At 55.3% G+C, this 17,420-nt stretch carries 12 protein-coding genes; 5 read left to right on the plus strand and 7 right to left on the minus strand.

The genetic code is table 11. From position 1 onward, the window contains the following. Positions 1–182: 182 nt before the first annotated feature. The 3 genes from C2H86_RS26335 (at position 183) to C2H86_RS26345 (ending at position 5,437) form a co-directional block, all read left to right on the plus strand. Positions 183–2,249: an ATP-dependent nuclease gene (locus C2H86_RS26335; RefSeq protein WP_159410575.1), complete on the plus strand. Its 2,067-nt coding sequence runs from the start codon at positions 183–185 to the stop codon at positions 2,247–2,249. Continuing rightward, the gene (locus tag C2H86_RS26340) at positions 2,246–4,234 is read left to right on the plus strand and encodes a UvrD-helicase domain-containing protein (protein WP_159410576.1); all 1,989 of its coding nucleotides are present in this window, start codon (positions 2,246–2,248) and stop codon (positions 4,232–4,234) included. Before C2H86_RS26335 ends, C2H86_RS26340 begins: the two co-directional genes overlap by 4 nt. Before the next feature lie 93 nt (positions 4,235–4,327). Further along, on the plus strand, positions 4,328–5,437 hold the full coding sequence (locus C2H86_RS26345) for a hypothetical protein (RefSeq protein ID WP_159410577.1): 1,110 nt from the start codon (positions 4,328–4,330) through the stop codon (positions 5,435–5,437). Between the two features lie 128 nt (positions 5,438–5,565). Here C2H86_RS26345 and C2H86_RS26350 read toward each other — a convergent pair whose 3' ends face one another. After that, positions 5,566–6,516, minus strand: coding sequence for a hypothetical protein (locus tag C2H86_RS26350; RefSeq protein WP_159410578.1), 951 nt, complete (start codon positions 6,514–6,516; stop codon positions 5,566–5,568). A gap of 273 nt (positions 6,517–6,789) precedes the next feature. Between C2H86_RS26350 and C2H86_RS26355 the strand changes: the two genes are divergently transcribed. Then, positions 6,790–7,482, plus strand: a complete 693-nt coding sequence (locus C2H86_RS26355; protein ID WP_159410579.1) for an ImmA/IrrE family metallo-endopeptidase — start codon at positions 6,790–6,792, stop codon at positions 7,480–7,482. Between the two features lie 132 nt (positions 7,483–7,614). On the opposite strand, the gene C2H86_RS26360 is transcribed toward C2H86_RS26355, so the two are convergent. The 6 genes from C2H86_RS26360 to C2H86_RS26385 all read right to left on the minus strand — a co-directional run bounded on the left by C2H86_RS26360 (position 7,615) and on the right by C2H86_RS26385 (position 16,435). After that, positions 7,615–7,983, minus strand: coding sequence for a histone-like nucleoid-structuring protein, MvaT/MvaU family (locus C2H86_RS26360; protein WP_159410580.1), 369 nt, complete (start codon positions 7,981–7,983; stop codon positions 7,615–7,617). A gap of 223 nt (positions 7,984–8,206) precedes the next feature. Further along, on the minus strand, positions 8,207–10,255 hold the full coding sequence (locus C2H86_RS26365) for a DUF3732 domain-containing protein (protein WP_159410581.1): 2,049 nt from the start codon (positions 10,253–10,255) through the stop codon (positions 8,207–8,209). Further along, complete coding sequence (locus tag C2H86_RS26370; RefSeq protein WP_159410582.1) at positions 10,252–10,713, minus strand: three component ABC system middle component; 462 nt, start codon at positions 10,711–10,713, stop codon at positions 10,252–10,254. The genes C2H86_RS26365 and C2H86_RS26370 overlap by 4 nt, the downstream gene beginning before the upstream one ends. Further along, a complete protein-coding gene (locus tag C2H86_RS26375; protein ID WP_159410583.1) occupies positions 10,710–11,900 on the minus strand; it encodes a hypothetical protein in 1,191 nt (396 codons plus the stop codon). Before C2H86_RS26375 ends, C2H86_RS26370 begins: the two co-directional genes overlap by 4 nt. 253 nt (positions 11,901–12,153) lie before the next feature. Beyond that, entirely contained in the window at positions 12,154–15,672 is a 3,519-nt protein-coding gene (locus tag C2H86_RS26380; RefSeq protein WP_159410584.1) for a DEAD/DEAH box helicase, read from the minus strand. Continuing rightward, positions 15,656–16,435, minus strand: coding sequence for a Hachiman antiphage defense system protein HamA (locus tag C2H86_RS26385; protein WP_159410585.1), 780 nt, complete (start codon positions 16,433–16,435; stop codon positions 15,656–15,658). Before C2H86_RS26385 ends, C2H86_RS26380 begins: the two co-directional genes overlap by 17 nt. A 386-nt stretch (positions 16,436–16,821) precedes the next feature. Between C2H86_RS26385 and C2H86_RS26390 the strand changes: the two genes are divergently transcribed. After that, the gene (locus tag C2H86_RS26390) at positions 16,822–17,034 is read left to right on the plus strand and encodes a DUF2513 domain-containing protein (protein WP_159410586.1); all 213 of its coding nucleotides are present in this window, start codon (positions 16,822–16,824) and stop codon (positions 17,032–17,034) included. Positions 17,035–17,420 lie beyond the last annotated feature (386 nt).

The raw sequence follows: 17,420 nt of genomic DNA on the forward strand, positions 1-17,420 counted from the left end.
AATGGCCAGGCGTATGAGCCTTGGGAGGGGCTGGGGGTAGGGCTTTACTAGCTACCAGCATTGGGTAGCCTCCGGCAGGATTTCGTGGCATATAGCTATTACATCCAGGGAGGAATGATTGTCGCTAGGCTGGCGCTGGGCCAACCCACTCCCTGCCACTGAACAAGGATGGGAGCAGCGCTGTGTACCTTTCGGCTTTGAAGATCGAAAATTTCCGCCAGTTCGGCCATGGCGATCACGCGTTGGACATCCAGTTCAACGAAGGCGTGACCGCCCTCGTTGGTGAAAACGACGCTGGCAAGACGGCGGTCATCGACGCGATCCGCTACGTGCTGCAAACCCGGGATGCCGAATACCTTCGATTACAGATCGAGGACTTCCACATTGCCAGCGATGGTACTCAGGCCGAGACCATCACGCTCAGGTGCACCCTGGAAGGGCTGAGCCTCGCGGAACTGGGTGCTTTCGTTGAGTATGTGACGTACACCGGTGGCGTGGGGCGTCTTTATGTACATTGGTCAGCTCGTCGCGTTGTCGCCTCAGCCTCTACCCGCAAATGGGTCGACATCTCGGTTCGCTCGGGTGAAAAAGGAGAGGGGCCTTCGCTGGACGTGGGTGTACGACAGCTGCTCGCCACTGCATACCTGAAACCGCTGCGCGATGCCGAGCGAGAAATGTCACCAGGCCGGAATTCCCGGCTGTCCCAGGTATTGAGCAGTTTCCCTAATATTGATGCGGGTAACGCGTTTGATCCCGCGGCACTCCCGACCGACCTCACCGATGCAGAAGCCCTCAGCATTGCCGGCATGGGGGATTTCCTTCGTCACTTGGTGAACCGTCACGGCGCTATCGTCTCCGCGCAGAACGAGATCAACGATACGTACCTTCGGCCTCTATCGCTGGCTGGCCAGCCCCTAACCAGTCGCATCGGCTTTGGGGAAGCTGGAACGGATCCCGCTAAGCTCAAGCAGATCCTGGAGCGGCTAGAGCTCGGCCTGCTGGATCATGCCACTGGGGAGGCGCGCGGCATCTACGGTCTGGGCTCCAACAACGTGTTGTTCATGGCCTGTGAACTCTTGCTCCTAGGCAAAGAGCCTGACGGGCTTCCGCTGCTCCTCATCGAAGAGCCGGAGGCCCACCTGCACCCGCAACGTCAGCTCCAATTGATGGAGTTCCTCGAAGCCGCGGCTAAGCCCTCCACGGGGTTGAGACCGGTTCAGGTCATCCTCAGCACCCATAGCCCGAACCTGAGTTCGAAGATACCGTTGCAGAACCTGGTGCTGATGCAGCGGCAACGGGCGTTCTCGCTCGCCGAGAGTGAAACCTGCCTGGCACCAGATGATTATCGCTTCCTCAGCCGGTTCCTTGATGTGACCAAGGCGGGGCTGTTCTTCGCTAAAGGCTTGCTCGTGGTTGAAGGTGATGCAGAAGCGATCCTCCTACCGTCACTGGCACGTCGGTTGGGTAAGGATCTGACCAAGCACGGGGTTTCGATAATCAACGTGGGCGGTGTCGGCCTGCGGCGCTATTCGAAAATCCTGCAGCGCAAGGACACGTCCAAAGGCGAGATCACAGTGCCCACAGCCTGCATCACCGACATGGATGTGATGCCCGATTGCGCGCCAGAGATTCGGGGCCTGAAGGGGGTCAAGGGGGCGGTTTGGCCAGACATCGCCAAGCGGCGCTGGCGCGCCGAAAAAGATTTCGGTTCCACACCGGGAGACATTGAAAAAGGCCTGAAGGTACATCGCGAGAAGCGCGGAGAGAGTGACGGGCAATGTGTGCGGACGTTCGTTGCCGACCACTGGACGCTCGAATACGACTTGGCGTTCAAAGGGCTCTCGAAGGAAGTCCATCACGCCGCATACCTGGCCATTTATGAGGAAAAGATCGACGACGGCACGGAAACCAAGGCTAGCCTGCTGAAGAAGGCGCAGAAAGCCTTCGAAAATATCCAGACGACCCATGCCTCCGAGGAAGCCCGTTGCTCAGCGATCTACAAACTGTTCAATCGGGCGTCAAAAGCGATCGCAGCCCAGCACCTGATCGACTTCATTGAACAAGGTTTCGAAAACGGTTCCCTAGATGCCACGAAATTGCGGGGATTGTTGCCAACCTACGTTGTCCATGCGATCGAGTACGCAACCGGAGGTGCAGCCCTGGCTACCACCCCCGGCCCGGCTCACCCGCTCATGGCGACGGCAGCACCGGCAGGTTCTACTGATCCGCTGGAAGAGGCCTCCGAATGACGCTCAGGCAACTGGTTGCCCCCATTACTGACGCAGATGTGGACTGGGTCATCGAGCTTATGGGGCTAGATCCGCTGGACGAGCCCCGCCGTGATTTCTTGAAGTCCATGGACACAGTCGACGTGGCGGCCTGTCCTGGGAGCGGGAAGACAACCCTGGTCGTCGCCAAGCTTGCCATCCTGGCTCGTCATTGGAAGAGTCGTATGCAGGGTATCTGCGTGCTTTCGCACACCAACGCGGCCAGAGAAGAGATCGAGAAACGCCTTGGTGGCACCGAGGTGGGCCAACGACTGCTGCGCTTTCCTCACTACATCGACACTATCCATGGCTTCACTGGCCGATTTTTGGCGTCACCATGGTTACGCTCGCAGGGCATTGCACTGCAGGCAATCGATGATGAGGCCACTCACAAAGCTCGTCGAAGGGAGCTGTCATATCGTGAACACTTAGGTGCACAGGCCGCCTTCGAGAAAAAATTTAACAGCCTTCACAACTTGCGAGTGCGGTCTGCCGACTTCGATGATCCCCTCGGCGATGAAGACATTGGTTTTGCGCCACACACGGCAACCTACAAGAGTGTGGTGAAATCATTGAGCGGCGCGGCCAAGGCCGGTTACTTCTGCTTCGATGAGGTATTCGTGTTAGGGCACGCCTTACTCGACCAGGAGCCGGCCGTGGGCGGTGCATTGCGCCTGCGCTTCCCATGCGTGTTGATCGATGAAATGCAAGACACCCAACCTGACCAGGCGGGTGTTCTTCAACGGGTCTTTCCTCATGATGACCCAGATGTGCGTGTCATTCGTGTCGGAGATCCCAACCAAGAGATCTTCGAGAAGAAGACGCCCTTGCAGGATCCCTTCCCTGATCCAGGGCGTCAGTTGGAGATTGCAAGCAGCTTCCGGTTTGATCAGGCCATCGCATCGATCGCCAATTCGTTCGCGTATGTCCCAATCACGAATGGACTGATCGGACTTCGTGCTCCACGTGCCCCGGGCAGCGTCCCCAACACGATCATCGTCTTCCCTGATAACGATGCAACGGGTGTGTTGGATGAATTCGGCAAGCTGGTGCTGGAGCACCTTCCGGCAGAGTCCCGCGAGGCTGGTGTGTTCGCCGTCGGTGCTGTACATCGGCTTGAGAACTTCAAGGCAAACCAGTACCCGAAAGCCCTGGAGCATTACTGGCCATCCTACCGGTCTGACACAACGAAGACATCGTTCAAGCCTCGTACCTTTGCGGAAGGCGCACACGTTGCCAGACGTACCGCGATGAAAGAAGCCACAGCTGCTCCCGCAGTTGAGTTGTTGGCTTCATGCTTGTTAAACCTCGGCACACTGGCGTTCCCCGGCAGCTTGATGCAACTGAGAGGTCGACACCACGCTGCAGTGGAGGAAAAGCTTACCGCGAAGCCGCAAGCATTCGCACAGTATCGAGAGTGCCTTCAGTTGATCCTATTCGGAGCGGCTGAAATGACCGAACAGGAGTGGCTCACGACCATTGCTCCGAGAGTGCTGGTGGTGGCAACCGCGCTTCATGATGCCGAAGGCGTGACTGTAAATCTGGAGGGTTACCAGTATCTTGCTTGGCAGGTAGCCCCAGTTGCCAATGAGGCCAGCGAAAGTGGTGGCTCACTGATCAACACTTACCGGTACCAGGATGGTACCGATGGCGTCGACATTCGTATGTCATCCATCCATTCGGAAAAGGGCAAAACTCACGCGGCTACGCTGATCCTGGAGACCTTCCGGAAGACCCACTTTATTCAGAAGCTCATGCCATGGCTCGAATGTCAAAAGGCAGCGGCCAAGCGACCACCGGACAGCGCCAAGAAGGACATGATGCTGATGTATGTGGGGATGACTCGACCATCTCAAATGCTGTGCCTGGCTGCCCGCAAAAGCAGCATGGGCGAGGGGACAACGGGAGAAAAACGAAGGGCTGCGCTAGAGGCCGCAGGATGGTCGATTCTGGAACTTGAGACCTGAGGCAAACCACCGCACCGCGGTTACGCGCTTTGTAGCGCGAATACCATGGAACAAATACTTACAGATCTGACTGTGCACTAGAAAGGATGACTAATGCTGATCACCTCCGCAACGCCCCAAGAGCTCGTAGACTGGTTCCACACCAGGCAAGAAGACCAGCGGATCATGTGCGTCATGCTGGCGCCGGAATTGGAAGACCAGCAGAAGCTGAAGGAGTTGACTCTCCGCTTTGCAGCGGCAGACGCTTGGCTCGGCAGCGAAGTAGCTTTCATCTTGCTTGATCCCAACGGAGATTCAGCTGTGGGGCTCAACCGTGGCATGGGGGAGGTAGGGGCGTTTTCAGGCACCGCTTTTCCGCTGCGCGACACCACGGGTTTTCGAGATCTGACAGATGACTGGGCACACCATAGAGAACATGTGGCGCAGACATCAGCACGCGGGATGGCAAGGTTCGTCCCGGAGTTCATGGAGATTTTTGGGGTAAACCCCCAAGACCTGCCTTGCCTATCATTGGTCGTTCAGGGGGTGGACGAATCCATTGTCCTCTCCCTAGGAAAGGACTGGACTGTCGACGACCTAAAAGCGCTTCTGCAAAAAATCCGCAAGATTGTGGATGACGCCCCGAATTTCAAAAAAGAAATTTCGGGTATGGCAGGCTTGCTACCCCAATCCTTGGAGCGAATCCAAGATCTCGTCAACAGCATCAGTGCAAAGGTAGCTCAGGCATCCAAAATCTTGGATCAAGTGCTTCGTCGGCATAATGGGAACGATGACGATCGTCAAATGGTGGCGTCGTATGTAGGTCAAGGCTGTCAAGGACGTGAGATTCTTGAAAGCGTCCTCGCGCGATTCTCGTTCAAGGATTCTGAGAAATTCCTCAGGGACGAACAGATCACGCGCTTGTTGAAGCTGGCGGATGAACTGGATAGCCGTCGAGCACCACTGATTGAGCTGAAACGGGGTGGGCTCTTTATCCCATCGGTGGCGGAGCTGGCCCAGCATTGGGTTGAAAGCCGTGACAAGTTGTTCGAAGAGCTTCAAGGCCTTCTACCAGCGAAGCAGGTCGCCACTACCCGGATCAACCGCAGCCAGCTGACCCGGCTGAAGTCAGTCCTGGAATTTGTGAACACTTCGGGAGATGTCGTGGGTAAGGCGGTTGCTGCATATGACTGGATCACCAAGCTGACGGGGAAGGGCGGCTAGCCTGAACACTACGACTGGTGCGCCTTACAGGTAACGCTTACCGGGGGGCTTGAGCGCGTCGGGGCTGGCTTAGCAGCACAGCCCCGAACACTTTCAATCGAGTCCTCGGGAGCGGTCTAACGCTCTCGCTACTTGTCATACTTGGAGGGCAATGGGCAGTCGTAATTGACGTCAATCATGTCCAAGTTCTGCAACTCGAAATTGGCATAGCTTGTTCCATTTGACGTACGGACTTTGGGCTGCCCGTACACAAACACGAACGCGGTCGGCTTGGACTCCTGGGAGATCTTTGAAAGCCTGGTCGCCATGAGGTTCTTGAGCTTGTAGCGCTCCACGAGCTTGTCCGAAACGAAGCTTGAGGTCGTCAGGCTTTCGGCTCCGCGCATCAAGCATTTCTTGAACTTGATCCGGTATGCATCGTTTTTTCTGGTGCGGTCAATGTAGGCCCAGCCATAGTAGATGACAGGGTGGTCGGGGAGGTCATTCAGATCCTGCTCCCAAATGCATTTGAAAATACTGTCGTACGCCACATCCTGCCCGGCAATGTTGATGCGGCGAAACTCCAAGGTGTTGTCGGATCGATAGCGAATGTACCGACTGACCACCGAGCGGACGGAATAGATGGGGCCAACCAGCCCTGTTTCACCCAGCTTGGCAGTGTAAGGCCTGGTGCTCTTAGCGCGTTTTTTCGCTACATGCACATCGGCCGCGGGATCTTGGGTAGGTTCGTCATAGTACGAGTCAGGACGCTCAAGCTTGAATACGTCCACAATGGACTGATCGACTGTTCTGCGCTCCTGCCCGTCAGGGCCGTTCGGCTCCACCTCCAAGTCGATTCCCTTGCCGTTCACGATCCCGCATGCCTCACTATGGTCTCCGTAGACCTTGAAGTGTGGCACCACCCGCATGCTCTGAACGTCCTTATCCAGATTCGCACAGGTCACCTGGGCTGAGCAGTCAGCTCCAGGGCAAACGAAAGCTCGTTTATTGGTGATGACACCTGCCCAGAACAGGTCATAGGCTCGATCAGGATCGACGAAATCCCCAGCCTCAACGCTAAACGCAACATCCAAAGCCATGTTTCCAGTAAACCTCCTGTAATCCGTCCACCGCCACTACGGGGCATCCAACCGCTCAGCCCCCCCCCAACGGCAATCGCCGCGAACGAATCCTCGCACACTACGTGACGCTCGGCGATCTGTAGCGGTGGCAAAATGCGATCAGCAGGATTTCGACATAGCAGGCTCATTCTACCGTTCATCGGCAAAACCTATATATTGGGTTGGTCACATATCGAAAGCACTACATATTGGGCTAGATGGTGCTTGAGAGCCTACATCTGGTGTTTTGCCATGAACGAAACCCATATCGAGAAAGCAGCGACTGACCTGCTCATGCAGATTTACCGTGATCGCCGGTACCTGTGGCCAGATCAAGATATTCCGCCGATGATGATGCGCAGCCCCCGGATCGCTGCCATGGTCTGCGGCTACGACTACCATGAGCATCCCACCCTGGGAGACACCCCGTTCAACAGGCATAACACCGGTACTCGCATCGCAGGCCTGATTGACCGTCAATCGAACAAGATCGCCGTCGCGACTGAGTTCGGTGACAAAGTCCAGCTCTTCACCGGCGCGCATGAGATCGGCCATCTTGTGCTCCACGAAGACACTGTCATGCACCGCGACCGCGCTTTTGACGGCAGTCCTCTGCAAGCACCACGTGCACCTGCAGAGAGACAAGCCGATCGCTTCGCCGCCTGCTTCCTCATGCCTCAAAAACTGGTGAGGAAACGGTTCGAGTTCATGTTCTGCTGCAAGGGCCAATTGCGCTTCAGCGACGTGATTGCGTATCACCTCGATCCCAACAATCCGGATCGGCTTCTCTACTCCCCGAAAGAGTCGGGGGAACGTGAGCTGGCGCTGGCGCGTTGCACCCGATTTAACAACCAGCACCTGGTGTCACTGGCCCAGCAGTTCGGTGTCTCAGACTCGGCGATGGCCATCCGGCTCAAGGAGCTGGAGTTGGTGCGCTGGCCTTAGAGCGGGCAGGGCGTTCTGGCTATACCTGGAGCGCGCAGTCGGCGGGAGTTGTTGGATCGCCTAGAGAGGCACACTGTTCTGGGTAAATAAAAAGGGGCCTTCACGAGGCCCCTTATCCTTGCTTCTGAAGGGTTACTTAGCTAACCAGCTCTCGACTTCGTCGGCACCATGCTGGCTTTTCCACTCTTTCAAGGTCTTGTGGTTACCACCCTTGGTCTCGACGCGCTCGCCTGTGTGAGGGTTCTTGTAGACCTTGAGCTGACGAGGCTTGCGGCTGGACTTTTCAGCCACAGCAGCTGGTGCACGTCGACTGGCAGATTCAGGGTCAAGAATGGCTATGATATTGCGCAGGCTGTAGCCGTACTCCGAGAGCAAGCTACGGAGCTTTTTTTCAAATTCGATTTCGCGCTTAAGGCCATCATCGTTTTTGAGAGTCTCAAGCTCGGCCAGCTGAGCAGCCAGTTGTTGCTCCAACGCACGGAATTCGGCGAGTCTGGACATTTGATGCTCCTGTCTATGGTGCGTCGAGTACAGGGGTGGGGCTACAGGCCATCAATGCGCAGGTTCAAACCGATGCCTGAGGCCGTAAGCGCCAGCGCATCCAAGCTACTGAGAACATTTCAGCGCTTGTTTCAAATGTCTGCAGCTTGAATGAGACACTCACTGTGTGGTCATCATGCCATATCACGACGACCGTTCGTCACGCTGGTTAAGGTCGACCTCATTATGTATCCTGGCTTACCTCGCCTTCGGAGTCTCCCACTGGCGGGGAAGCCTGATCAGCGATGAATCCACGATCTCGCCAACGACGACGAACAAATGAGTTGAAGTCGTAGGGATCTTCGAGATCCAAATTATCTGCGTGGTCTGAGACGATGACCTGGGGCATCAAGCCTGTTTCTTTCTCTGTTTCCACACAGAACGCCGCCAGCTGACTGAACATGTTGTTCACTGCCACCAGATCTGCATCTTTTTTGTCGGATCTGTTTGCTGCCTCGGAGGCTTTCGTAGCCTCGAATGCTTTGTGCTTATCCAGCGCCGGGAAGTACACCTGGGTAGGTTGGTCGAGGAAAAGAATTGGCGGGATCCGGCAGTCTTGGTCGTCGTGTCGCGCAAATTGATAGTGCAACGCCATGAAGAGCGCCAGATGGGAGTAAAGCCAATTCGCGCCACTGCCCATGGAGCGCAGGTAAACCCGCTTCTCATCGCTTTGCTGGTACCAAAGCTCAAATGTGGTGAGGTCAAATTTAAGCTTGCAGGGTGTGTAGGTTTCTTCGAAATTGAACCTGTCACCGTATCGAGCAAGCGCTGCATCAATTTTCTCAGAAAGGGCGGCTACCTTGGTCTCTACGTCGTAGGCCTTGATCAACCGTTTGAGCTCTTTCACGTCTGCCCTGAGCTTGAGCTCTTGCTCGCTGAGCGAAATGCCCGATTTCAGCTTTTGATTCCTCAGTCCGATCTCCAGCTCCACCTTGACCGAGATCGCCTGTTCATTGGGGTTCTTGGTCGTCGTGAGCTTTTCAAGTTCGGCGTCGAGGGGGTCGATGGCGGCCTGGATTTTAGCGAGCTGGTCGTTGAATTTACCGATCTCTTTGATGAGGGCGCGCTCTTCGTCGGCGTAGCTCTCTACGGCATAGCTTGAGAGGTTTAGCTCGCCATTAAGCCAGGTAATGGCGTCAAAGAGCTTACCTGCCGCTACAGCGGGTAGATCGGTGTGAGAGTCACACATCGGGCAGTGGGTATGTGAGATCTGAATCGATTTCGGCGTCCCGTCCGCCCGCATAGCCTTGGTCAAACTCTTCGCAGATATTATCGATTCACGCACCTGAGCAAGTTGTCGAGTAGCTGCCCTTTTCTTCGGCAAGATCACGGCAGCGGCATCCTCGTGCGCCTGGCGTTTTGCCTCAATCGAGTCCGACTGGAAATTGATTCGCACCGCGCGCTGGGAAATTTCTTCTAGATACTTCTGGGGTTTGGCGTAGAGCTCATCTGCTGTGGCGTTGGTGAGCGGATGACCGGCCAGGGCTTCGTAGGTATCAAGGAGGTGCTGGTAATGTTCGACAACCTCTGTCTTTTTCTTCGCTTCACGAGGAATCTGATTCTGGATTTTCTTGAGCGCATCCTCGGCGATATTCAGCTCTTTGACTTTGTCAAAATAGTCTTCATGCACGAGCCCCATCAGGATTTTGAAATGCGCGATGGCTTGCTCACGCTTTTCCTTCTCATCGAACCGATAAAAGACGGCATGCTTGTTGGCCACCAAATTTTGGTGTTGGAGCATGAAGCTTGCAAATGTGCGAATTGAAGGCGTGGGCGATTTCGCCCCGGGAACATTCAGCCTCCAGGCCTCCTCATCCACGTTCTTGAGGGTAATGTTGAAATATCGGCCGAGCTCTTTCTTGAAGCGTGCCTCAGGATACTGATGGCGCTCCTCGGTGAACCGTTCTGGGGCTTCCTGTAACGCTTCGAGCAAAGCTTGATGAGTACCTGGCCATTCCGTGAGGTAGCAGCCACCATCCGAACTGGTTCGGGCCGCCACCAGTAGATGGCTCGGGAACTCAAGCGCGATGAGGTAGATCTTCGCCCGTTCGGTGATGCGTCCCACGGGTATGGTGTTTTCGCTCGCACCAAGGCAAAAATCGAAAATTTCCAAGATCGCGCTTTTACCCGTGGAGGATGCGCCAGTGATGATGTTCAGCCCACGCTCAAACGGAACGTGATGCAGCTGGTTGTCAGTATCCACCACGCCGATGTAACGCAGAAAACAATTCATAGTGATTTGAGCCCTAACATCCTGTAAATGGTAACGATATGCTCTGTCCCAAAGATGGTAGCCAGGCGTTCAGCCGCCTTCATGATCCTTGGATTGGCATTCTCTGCTCTGTTCTCATCATGTAAGGTCACTCCCAACCGCTGGTCGAAGCCGATGCATCCCTCGGCGGACAGGATCAGTAGGCAGTCGTTAGTCAGTGACTTCATTTGCTGGACTCTCTCGACCAGCCCGGCCAACCTCTCGCGCTTTTCGCACATGGTTCGCAGCGAGCTGGTGCTCTTGGCCTTGTGGAGAAAATCTTGAGTAGGTGGATACAGCACCAGCGGGAGAACGAGGTAGCTCAGCAGCACATCCTGTTCCGTGGTCTCTCTGTGTTTGTAAAACTGGTAGATTGCGGGCGCCAGCGCGAGGGGCGATCGCTGCAGCGTGTAAAGATGGTCGAATGGGCGTGCATTCATTCGTCCCATAGCCTCCAATGAAATTCTTCATTTCGGGTGCCAGGCTCCTCATCCGCCAGCAAGTGATAGATGCCGTTTCGGAAGGTTTGAGGAGTGTCCTGGAAACTACACAGGGGAGTAACTGGGGCGGCGCAGCTCTCCGAGAAGAAAAGGCGAGAAGCCGCCAGCTTGGTCGACCTGTCTGAATGTGTGTCAAGTTTTTCCATGGCCGAATCTCTCGCCCAAAAAGCGGCCTCGTGATGATTATCTTGGTAACGTGAAATATCTTCTGGGCTAACAGAGCAGTCCCGGATCATCCCTGAGACGTGCTCGTGCGCCTCAAGCAAGTTCAGGGTGGCGCGTGATAAATGTTTCTCCGCTCCGATCTCGATCAGCTTGCGGGCAAACCGCCGGCTTCGCATGTGAGGCTCAGCGGCCTGACGGCTAATTAGCTCGGTGTTGATAGCGGGGAAGGTCACCGGGCCCACCATGTGCCGCTTGGTAAGCTCTTGGAGCTTGGCGTTGAACTCGCGCCCCTTGATTTCCCAGCCCTGGGCGATACGGCTGGCGTCCATCATGAAGCCGAACAGGTCATTGACGTAATCATCTTTCCGGTTCGGGTTGATGCCACCCAGTTTCTCTTTTTTGTACGCGGCGATAAGGGCGGCCAGGTTTTGCTGCTCTGGCAGAATCCGAATCTTGGGGATAACGGCGAGGAGTGACTCCCGCATCTCCGTGCTTAAGACAGCTTTGCGTTGCGAAGTGAGCTTACCTTGCTTGGGACTAGTACCATCAGAGGGCAGCTCCGACTCCTGCTTACGTGGCTTGCGCTTGCCTATCGCCGCATTGATGGAGGTGAGCAGACCTAGGCGTTGGGAAGGGTCGCTCTCGTTCCATCGACTAAGCGTTGATCGACTGCCGAAGCTTTGCGTCGTAAGTAGGACTAGCTCCTCAAACCGCTCATGATCGAACGCCGGCTTGAGCCAGTTATGCAGAGTATTCCAGAAATTGGTATGCCCGTCGGAGAGGTCGTCTTCCCACATCTTGACCTCTACAGCGCCCTCCCGATCGACGGCAACATCGCCAAATACTTCGATCCAGAGGGATTGATCATCTTCGAGCTTGTGACAGTACTCGATGGCGACGTGGATCTGGTACTTGATGGCTTCGAAGAGCTTTCGGGCTTCAAAATCGATTGTTGACTGCATGGCTAACCTAGCGGGTGCCCGAAGCACACCTCATTATTGTTGCCATGAGGACGTTCGGGGGATGGTGAATCCGAGGCTACTGCGCGGCGGCTCATGCATATTACCGTGACCAGTGGCAGATGGCCATTTTGGATCCTGATTGAGCTGCCAGTTCGCCCATTTGGAGTATGCCAAGTTAGCACTGCGCACTCGGCATTCTTGGACAGGAGCGGCAGGTCATGCGCAGCGAGCTATGGGGCAAATCCCAAACTACCTATACGCCAGTCAAGTCCTGTGGGCCCAGATAAATGATGTCGATCGTGCTCGTGTCTTGGCCAACGTTGACGCGCAGCAATCCCTTCCGGGCGGGATTCATCGAATTCTGCAGAGTTCCTAGGAGTGCGCCGTCAACCGCTAACACTTGCGCTTTTCCTGCATGTTCGTACAGCTGAAGCGGGGTACTTGGAGGTGGTGAGGCGTCCAGCCAGTTGACCTTTCCCCAATAAGAACGTTTGGCCCACATGTGACTCTCACGCGGCTCGAAACTGCCCATGAAATCGAGCCAGATGTTCCTCGTTTCGGCGGTCGGCCAATTGGGCGAAACGTTTAGCTGTGTCACCTCTTCTGAAAGAAGCCAGCGCCGGAGCCCATCACTTGTATCGAATGTGGCTCCGGTATCAGTGACGGCCTTGATGGCAGCCATCCTTGAGCTGAAGCCCGCTTGAATTAATAGTGCCGCTGCCCGGTTCAGCGTTCCAGTTTCAACCGCTGCGACGGCCAAGCCAAGCTCAAAATTATCGAGGGATAGTTCAACGACCGTATCATCGTTAGCTTCTGCCCGGACTCGGATTGCTTCCATTGCCCAAGGCAGGCGATAGACAAGGCCGTTCTCTATAAATCTCAGGGTTTCTGAGGCTTCATCAGCAGAATGGCTGGTTATTGCTCGACCTTGCAGCCATCGCTTCAGAATGTCCTGCCAGTTTGCAGGTAGTGCGTCGGGCATGAAGGGATAGAAGGAAAACACGTGTTGAGCAATAGCAGTAAGAGCCTCGATTGCAACGCTTTCATCATCCTGGATTATTCCCGCGTTCGCCGTCACCAGCAATAGATTGAGCTCCTCTGCCAACGCGTCAAGAGTCTTGCCTGTGGCCAGCCCGATACCTGCCAGAAAGTAGCCTCGACGCTGGACGGAGCTAGTTTGGCTCCAAATCAGAGTGGCACGTGACCTCAGGCCTGCTTTCAACGCGTTCTGAGTGTTTTCATCACAACGAAGTAATCGGCGATGCCATAGCGAGGATTGAAGGATATCGTCAAGTGCAGACTCAATGTTGCTGTCGTCAACGTCACTTCCGCCAATCAAACTCAGGACGGCCGTGTCGAGAGTGGCCACATGTCGTTCCCAGTCGGCCCGAGCAACCTGACTCTCCTCAGGCTTCTCTGAGTTAAGCTCAGGGAAGCTCCACGCCATCGCATTGTTGGCGACGTACTCGACTAACGCGTCAATGTCGCCCCCAATTTTTCTCGACATGCGCACTAGCAGCGTGACAACAAGCTGGACTAATCCGCTTTCCATGTTGCGGGCGCCTAGGTCACTGATCAATGCTTCCCAATTTTTCCGTCGCTGTCCTGCCTTGTCGAAGATGGGGAAAAGCACCATACCTTCGACATCGACGTAAGCTCGTCCTGCCCGACCAATAACATTCTTGAATTCTGAAATATCAATTCGCTCGCCCGATCGGTGCAACGAATGCATCACCACTGCGGTGGCAGACAAATTTAAGCCTTGCGCCAGGGTAGGTGAGGATATTGTGACCCTGAGGACACCCTCGCGAAGCAAGCGCTCAACCTCCTTGCGATACGCCGTAGGCAACGCCCCGTGATGCAGCGCAACACCCAGGCGCAGGCATTTCAGGATCGAGCTCTCCGCTCCGAGCCATTCTTCGCCAAGTGCGATGGCAGTCCTCAGCGTGGCGGGATCAACCTCAAGGAGAGATCGGAGCGCTTCGCGCTCGTAGAGATCAATAATCACATCCGCATAAGGTTCGACACTGCTTCGTTGTGGGCAGAAGATGAGTACGGTTTGCCCATCATCAATAAGGCGCCAGGCTGTAGCGAGGCAGAGTTCGCGTTGATCATTAGGGAAAATCTTCGTCCGGCGGCGTTTTGGCCGCACCCAGACTGGGGGAACGCTCCCCTCTAGATAACGTTGCACCCAAGGGCGCTCATCACCAACGCGCAGACTGAGACGGGCGGTGGAGTTGGTGGCATTCCAAGTCACTTCACCGAACCGAAGCCGGGTAGGGCGCCAATCGTTTTTGATCAGATCGCCTGGGTGATCTTTGCGCAGCCAGTTAGAGAAGTCTTCCAACTGATCGCCATCTGGAAGGATTGCCGATAGACACACAATTCGGCGTTGATCAGCGTCTGCACGACGCAGCAAGCGTTGGATTTGCACTTCGTAGCGTACTTCACGTTCGTTGAGACCTATCATATGGCCTTCATCGAAAACCAGCAGGCCGACGTCGTTCAGGAGGTCTGGGTCATTGCGCAGGGCAAAGTCTATTTTTTCTGGTGTTGCGACGATGATGTTTCGGCCTCTGATTGAGTCCTCATCAATGCCGCTGACGCCAATGCTGCCGTAAAGCGCAGAGATCGTTTTACCAAGAGGCCCAAAGCTTCTCTGCAGAGTAACCTCAGTCTGAGCGGAAAGGGCCCGCAATGGTGTGATAAACGCGACACGCTTTCCAGCAGCCAAGCACCGAAGGATGCAAAGCTCTGCGATTCGGGTTTTCCCCGCGCTGGTCGGGAGCGAAACCACGAGATCGTCAGTCTGATCAGATGCTCGGTGGGCAGCATCGATTTGTGAGGGCCAAAGATCAAGCTCAGCACGAGGGCGCTGGTGCAGTAGGGCAATGAACAGCTCACGGAGCTGTGGCCAGTCGGCTGCCTCTCCTCCGGTGGGTTGAGGCGGTACATTAACGTGGAAAGTGTTAGACCACAGGTCTGTGATCAAATGAATCGCAATTCGGTACGCCCACCACTGGGGAAGCATGTTCATTTCACTGGAAATGGCGAGGCCAGTTCCAAGCCGATCCTTCGCTTGCGTAAGCAGTACTTCTTCACCCCGTTCAAGCGCGGATATGAAAAGCGCCATTCCCGCCATGAACGTATCGGTCAATGCAGTGTTGAGACTTTCGAAAAGGAAGTCGTCGCTGTCCTTCGAGGGTTCTCCTGCAGCCTCCAACCTGTCGAGGGTTCCCTGAACCTCCGCAGCGATGGCAGCGTCGCTACCCTGCCCAGATGCACGATAGTCGAAGACCATCGCGCGAAGCTCGTGGAGGTTGCGTCGCATAAGCAAAGCGAGTGCACGCTCTATTAAGCTGAAGTTATTCTCGGCTACTACAACCTGGAGCAACGAGTAGGCCCTAGCGGAGAGGTGCGCCAGGTGGTAGCTCGCAGCTGTCATGATGAAGTGAAAGTCTCGATCTATTTCCTCGGGATTGCCCTTGGAGATCACTGCCTCAAGAGCTGTCGCCGCATGTTCGAAAGCCGTGCGAGCTTGCGCTGAGTCGCCCTGAAGATCTCGCAACCTTAACCCCAGGCCGAGTAGGGAGTAGCCGTAAGAGTGCAGGTCATAGCTAAGCTGGGGCGCGAATTCAGGGGCATCAGGGGGGAGCACACCGTCGCGCCAGATAATTGCTCTTGCTTGGCCTCGTGCGATGAGACGGCCGCGGAAACCTGGGGTTGCCGCTTCGGCAATGGTCGCGACAATTGCTTCAGATGTTGTTGGCATTGGCGATCACCCGGTCATAGACAGCCGCAACGAATAGGGGGTGCTCATCCACATGCAAGCCTACAGCCCATTGCTTAATAGCTCCCGGATAGCGTTTTAAAGCAGCGGTCAGAAGCGCCTCAGGCGCATTGCCTGAAAAAGTAAAGAGCAGATGCCGAACGTCCTTAGGCTGTATACCGTCGATAAGCTGAGCATCATCGATAGCATCCGCCAACGGTTCATTGCCTAACTCCAGCAAACGCTCGGCGATGAACGCGAGCGCGTGAGCAGAAGGCAAACCACCGTCCTTATCAAGACCTTCGCGAGCCTCGGTCAGCACTTGGTTTGTGAGCTTGGCGCGGCTCTTTGCTTCTGCCTTGATAAAGACCAGCCGGTGTGTAGCAGGATCCTCCAGCATGCCAATGACGTCATCACCTCGCATCGCCATGTTCCGGTGGTCTTTCCAGCGAAGTCTCTTGATCAACGACCGAAAGCCGCCGCTCTGCGTATCAATCCACTCCGTTGCATAGATTTCACCGAGGTCACCTGATCGAATCTGCTTGGACGTCGGAAGCTTCCCTTCAATTAACTCTGCTGCAACCGGCTTACCAAGCCGCGCAAGTGCACGTGCTATGCGTTCTTCTGAGGCGTAATGTCCTGGGATGACAGAGGCGGTCGCTTCAACCCCGGTCTGACGGTTGGCTATCTGACCCGTCAGCACTCTGCGAAAGTGGTTTCCAACAGGCTCATCAGCGGAATCGCACCAATCGTTGAACTGCACCATCTATTTTCTTCCTTGAAGACTTTTCCGCGTTTGATGAAGCTGTCTAAGCCCCCAGCAACGGCGTAGGGGGCCGACGTGAGTATGAGTCTATCCGCGCGGGGCAAGTCCACGCTATTCAAATTCCCTCTAGACGGTTTCCCAAGATTCTTTACCGCCCCCACACAGGACGGTTGGGCGTATGTGCTCGCCTGGCATGAGTGGAGCGACCAATCTGTCAGTGGGTGCGCGAGTCCATGCAGGAAGGGTTTAACAGGGGTGCAAAGCTTGAGGATATGCTACTGCGGCTTTCGCTGGCCTGTGAGAATCATGCTATCCGAATCTCCTGGTGGGACGGCTTACTCCCATCGGCCCAGGGTGCAGGCCTTACCGCACTCAGAGAGAACGCGATGAGATTGAACAAAGAATTGGTTCGAGAAATTTTGCTAGCAGTCGAGGCGAGCGAAAAATCACCACGCTCTTGGATAAACCTTTCTAGTGAAGGCCACGGAGAGGAAGTGATCGCATACCACGTGATGCTGCTTGATGAAGCCGGCCTGCTTGTAGGTCAGGATCTCAGCTCCATGAGCAGGTTCGACTGGAGACCCAACATGCGAGGCTAATGCTGCGAGCTGCTTGCCCATATTTGCTCCTTTCAGGAGCGCAGAAGCCCCATGCGCGAAATCAAAAGGGCAGCATAGGGTATTTGGGAAGCAGTCGAAAGTAGAGCAAAGCATGCTACCTAGCTGCAGGATATTTCGTGTCTATCGCGCCTTCGGGCTCGCAGAGAACGGCTGAAATCTCAAGCTGGAGGGTGGAGATTTACGCCGGGGAGGCGCTCATGCTAGGAGCGGAACATTCTGAATGAGCTCGAAAGAAGGCGGCCGAGCATCGCCATTCGTCGAATCAATCTAATGAGATATTGTCGCCTCACCTAGATTAAGAGGAGGTTGCCTCACCTCAGCTCTGGTCGACTCAAACAGGTTCTTCACCCATCACTTCCTTCCAG

It is taken from the genome of Pseudomonas putida (assembly GCF_009883635.2).
Lineage (GTDB): Bacteria > Pseudomonadota > Gammaproteobacteria > Pseudomonadales > Pseudomonadaceae > Aquipseudomonas > Aquipseudomonas putida_W.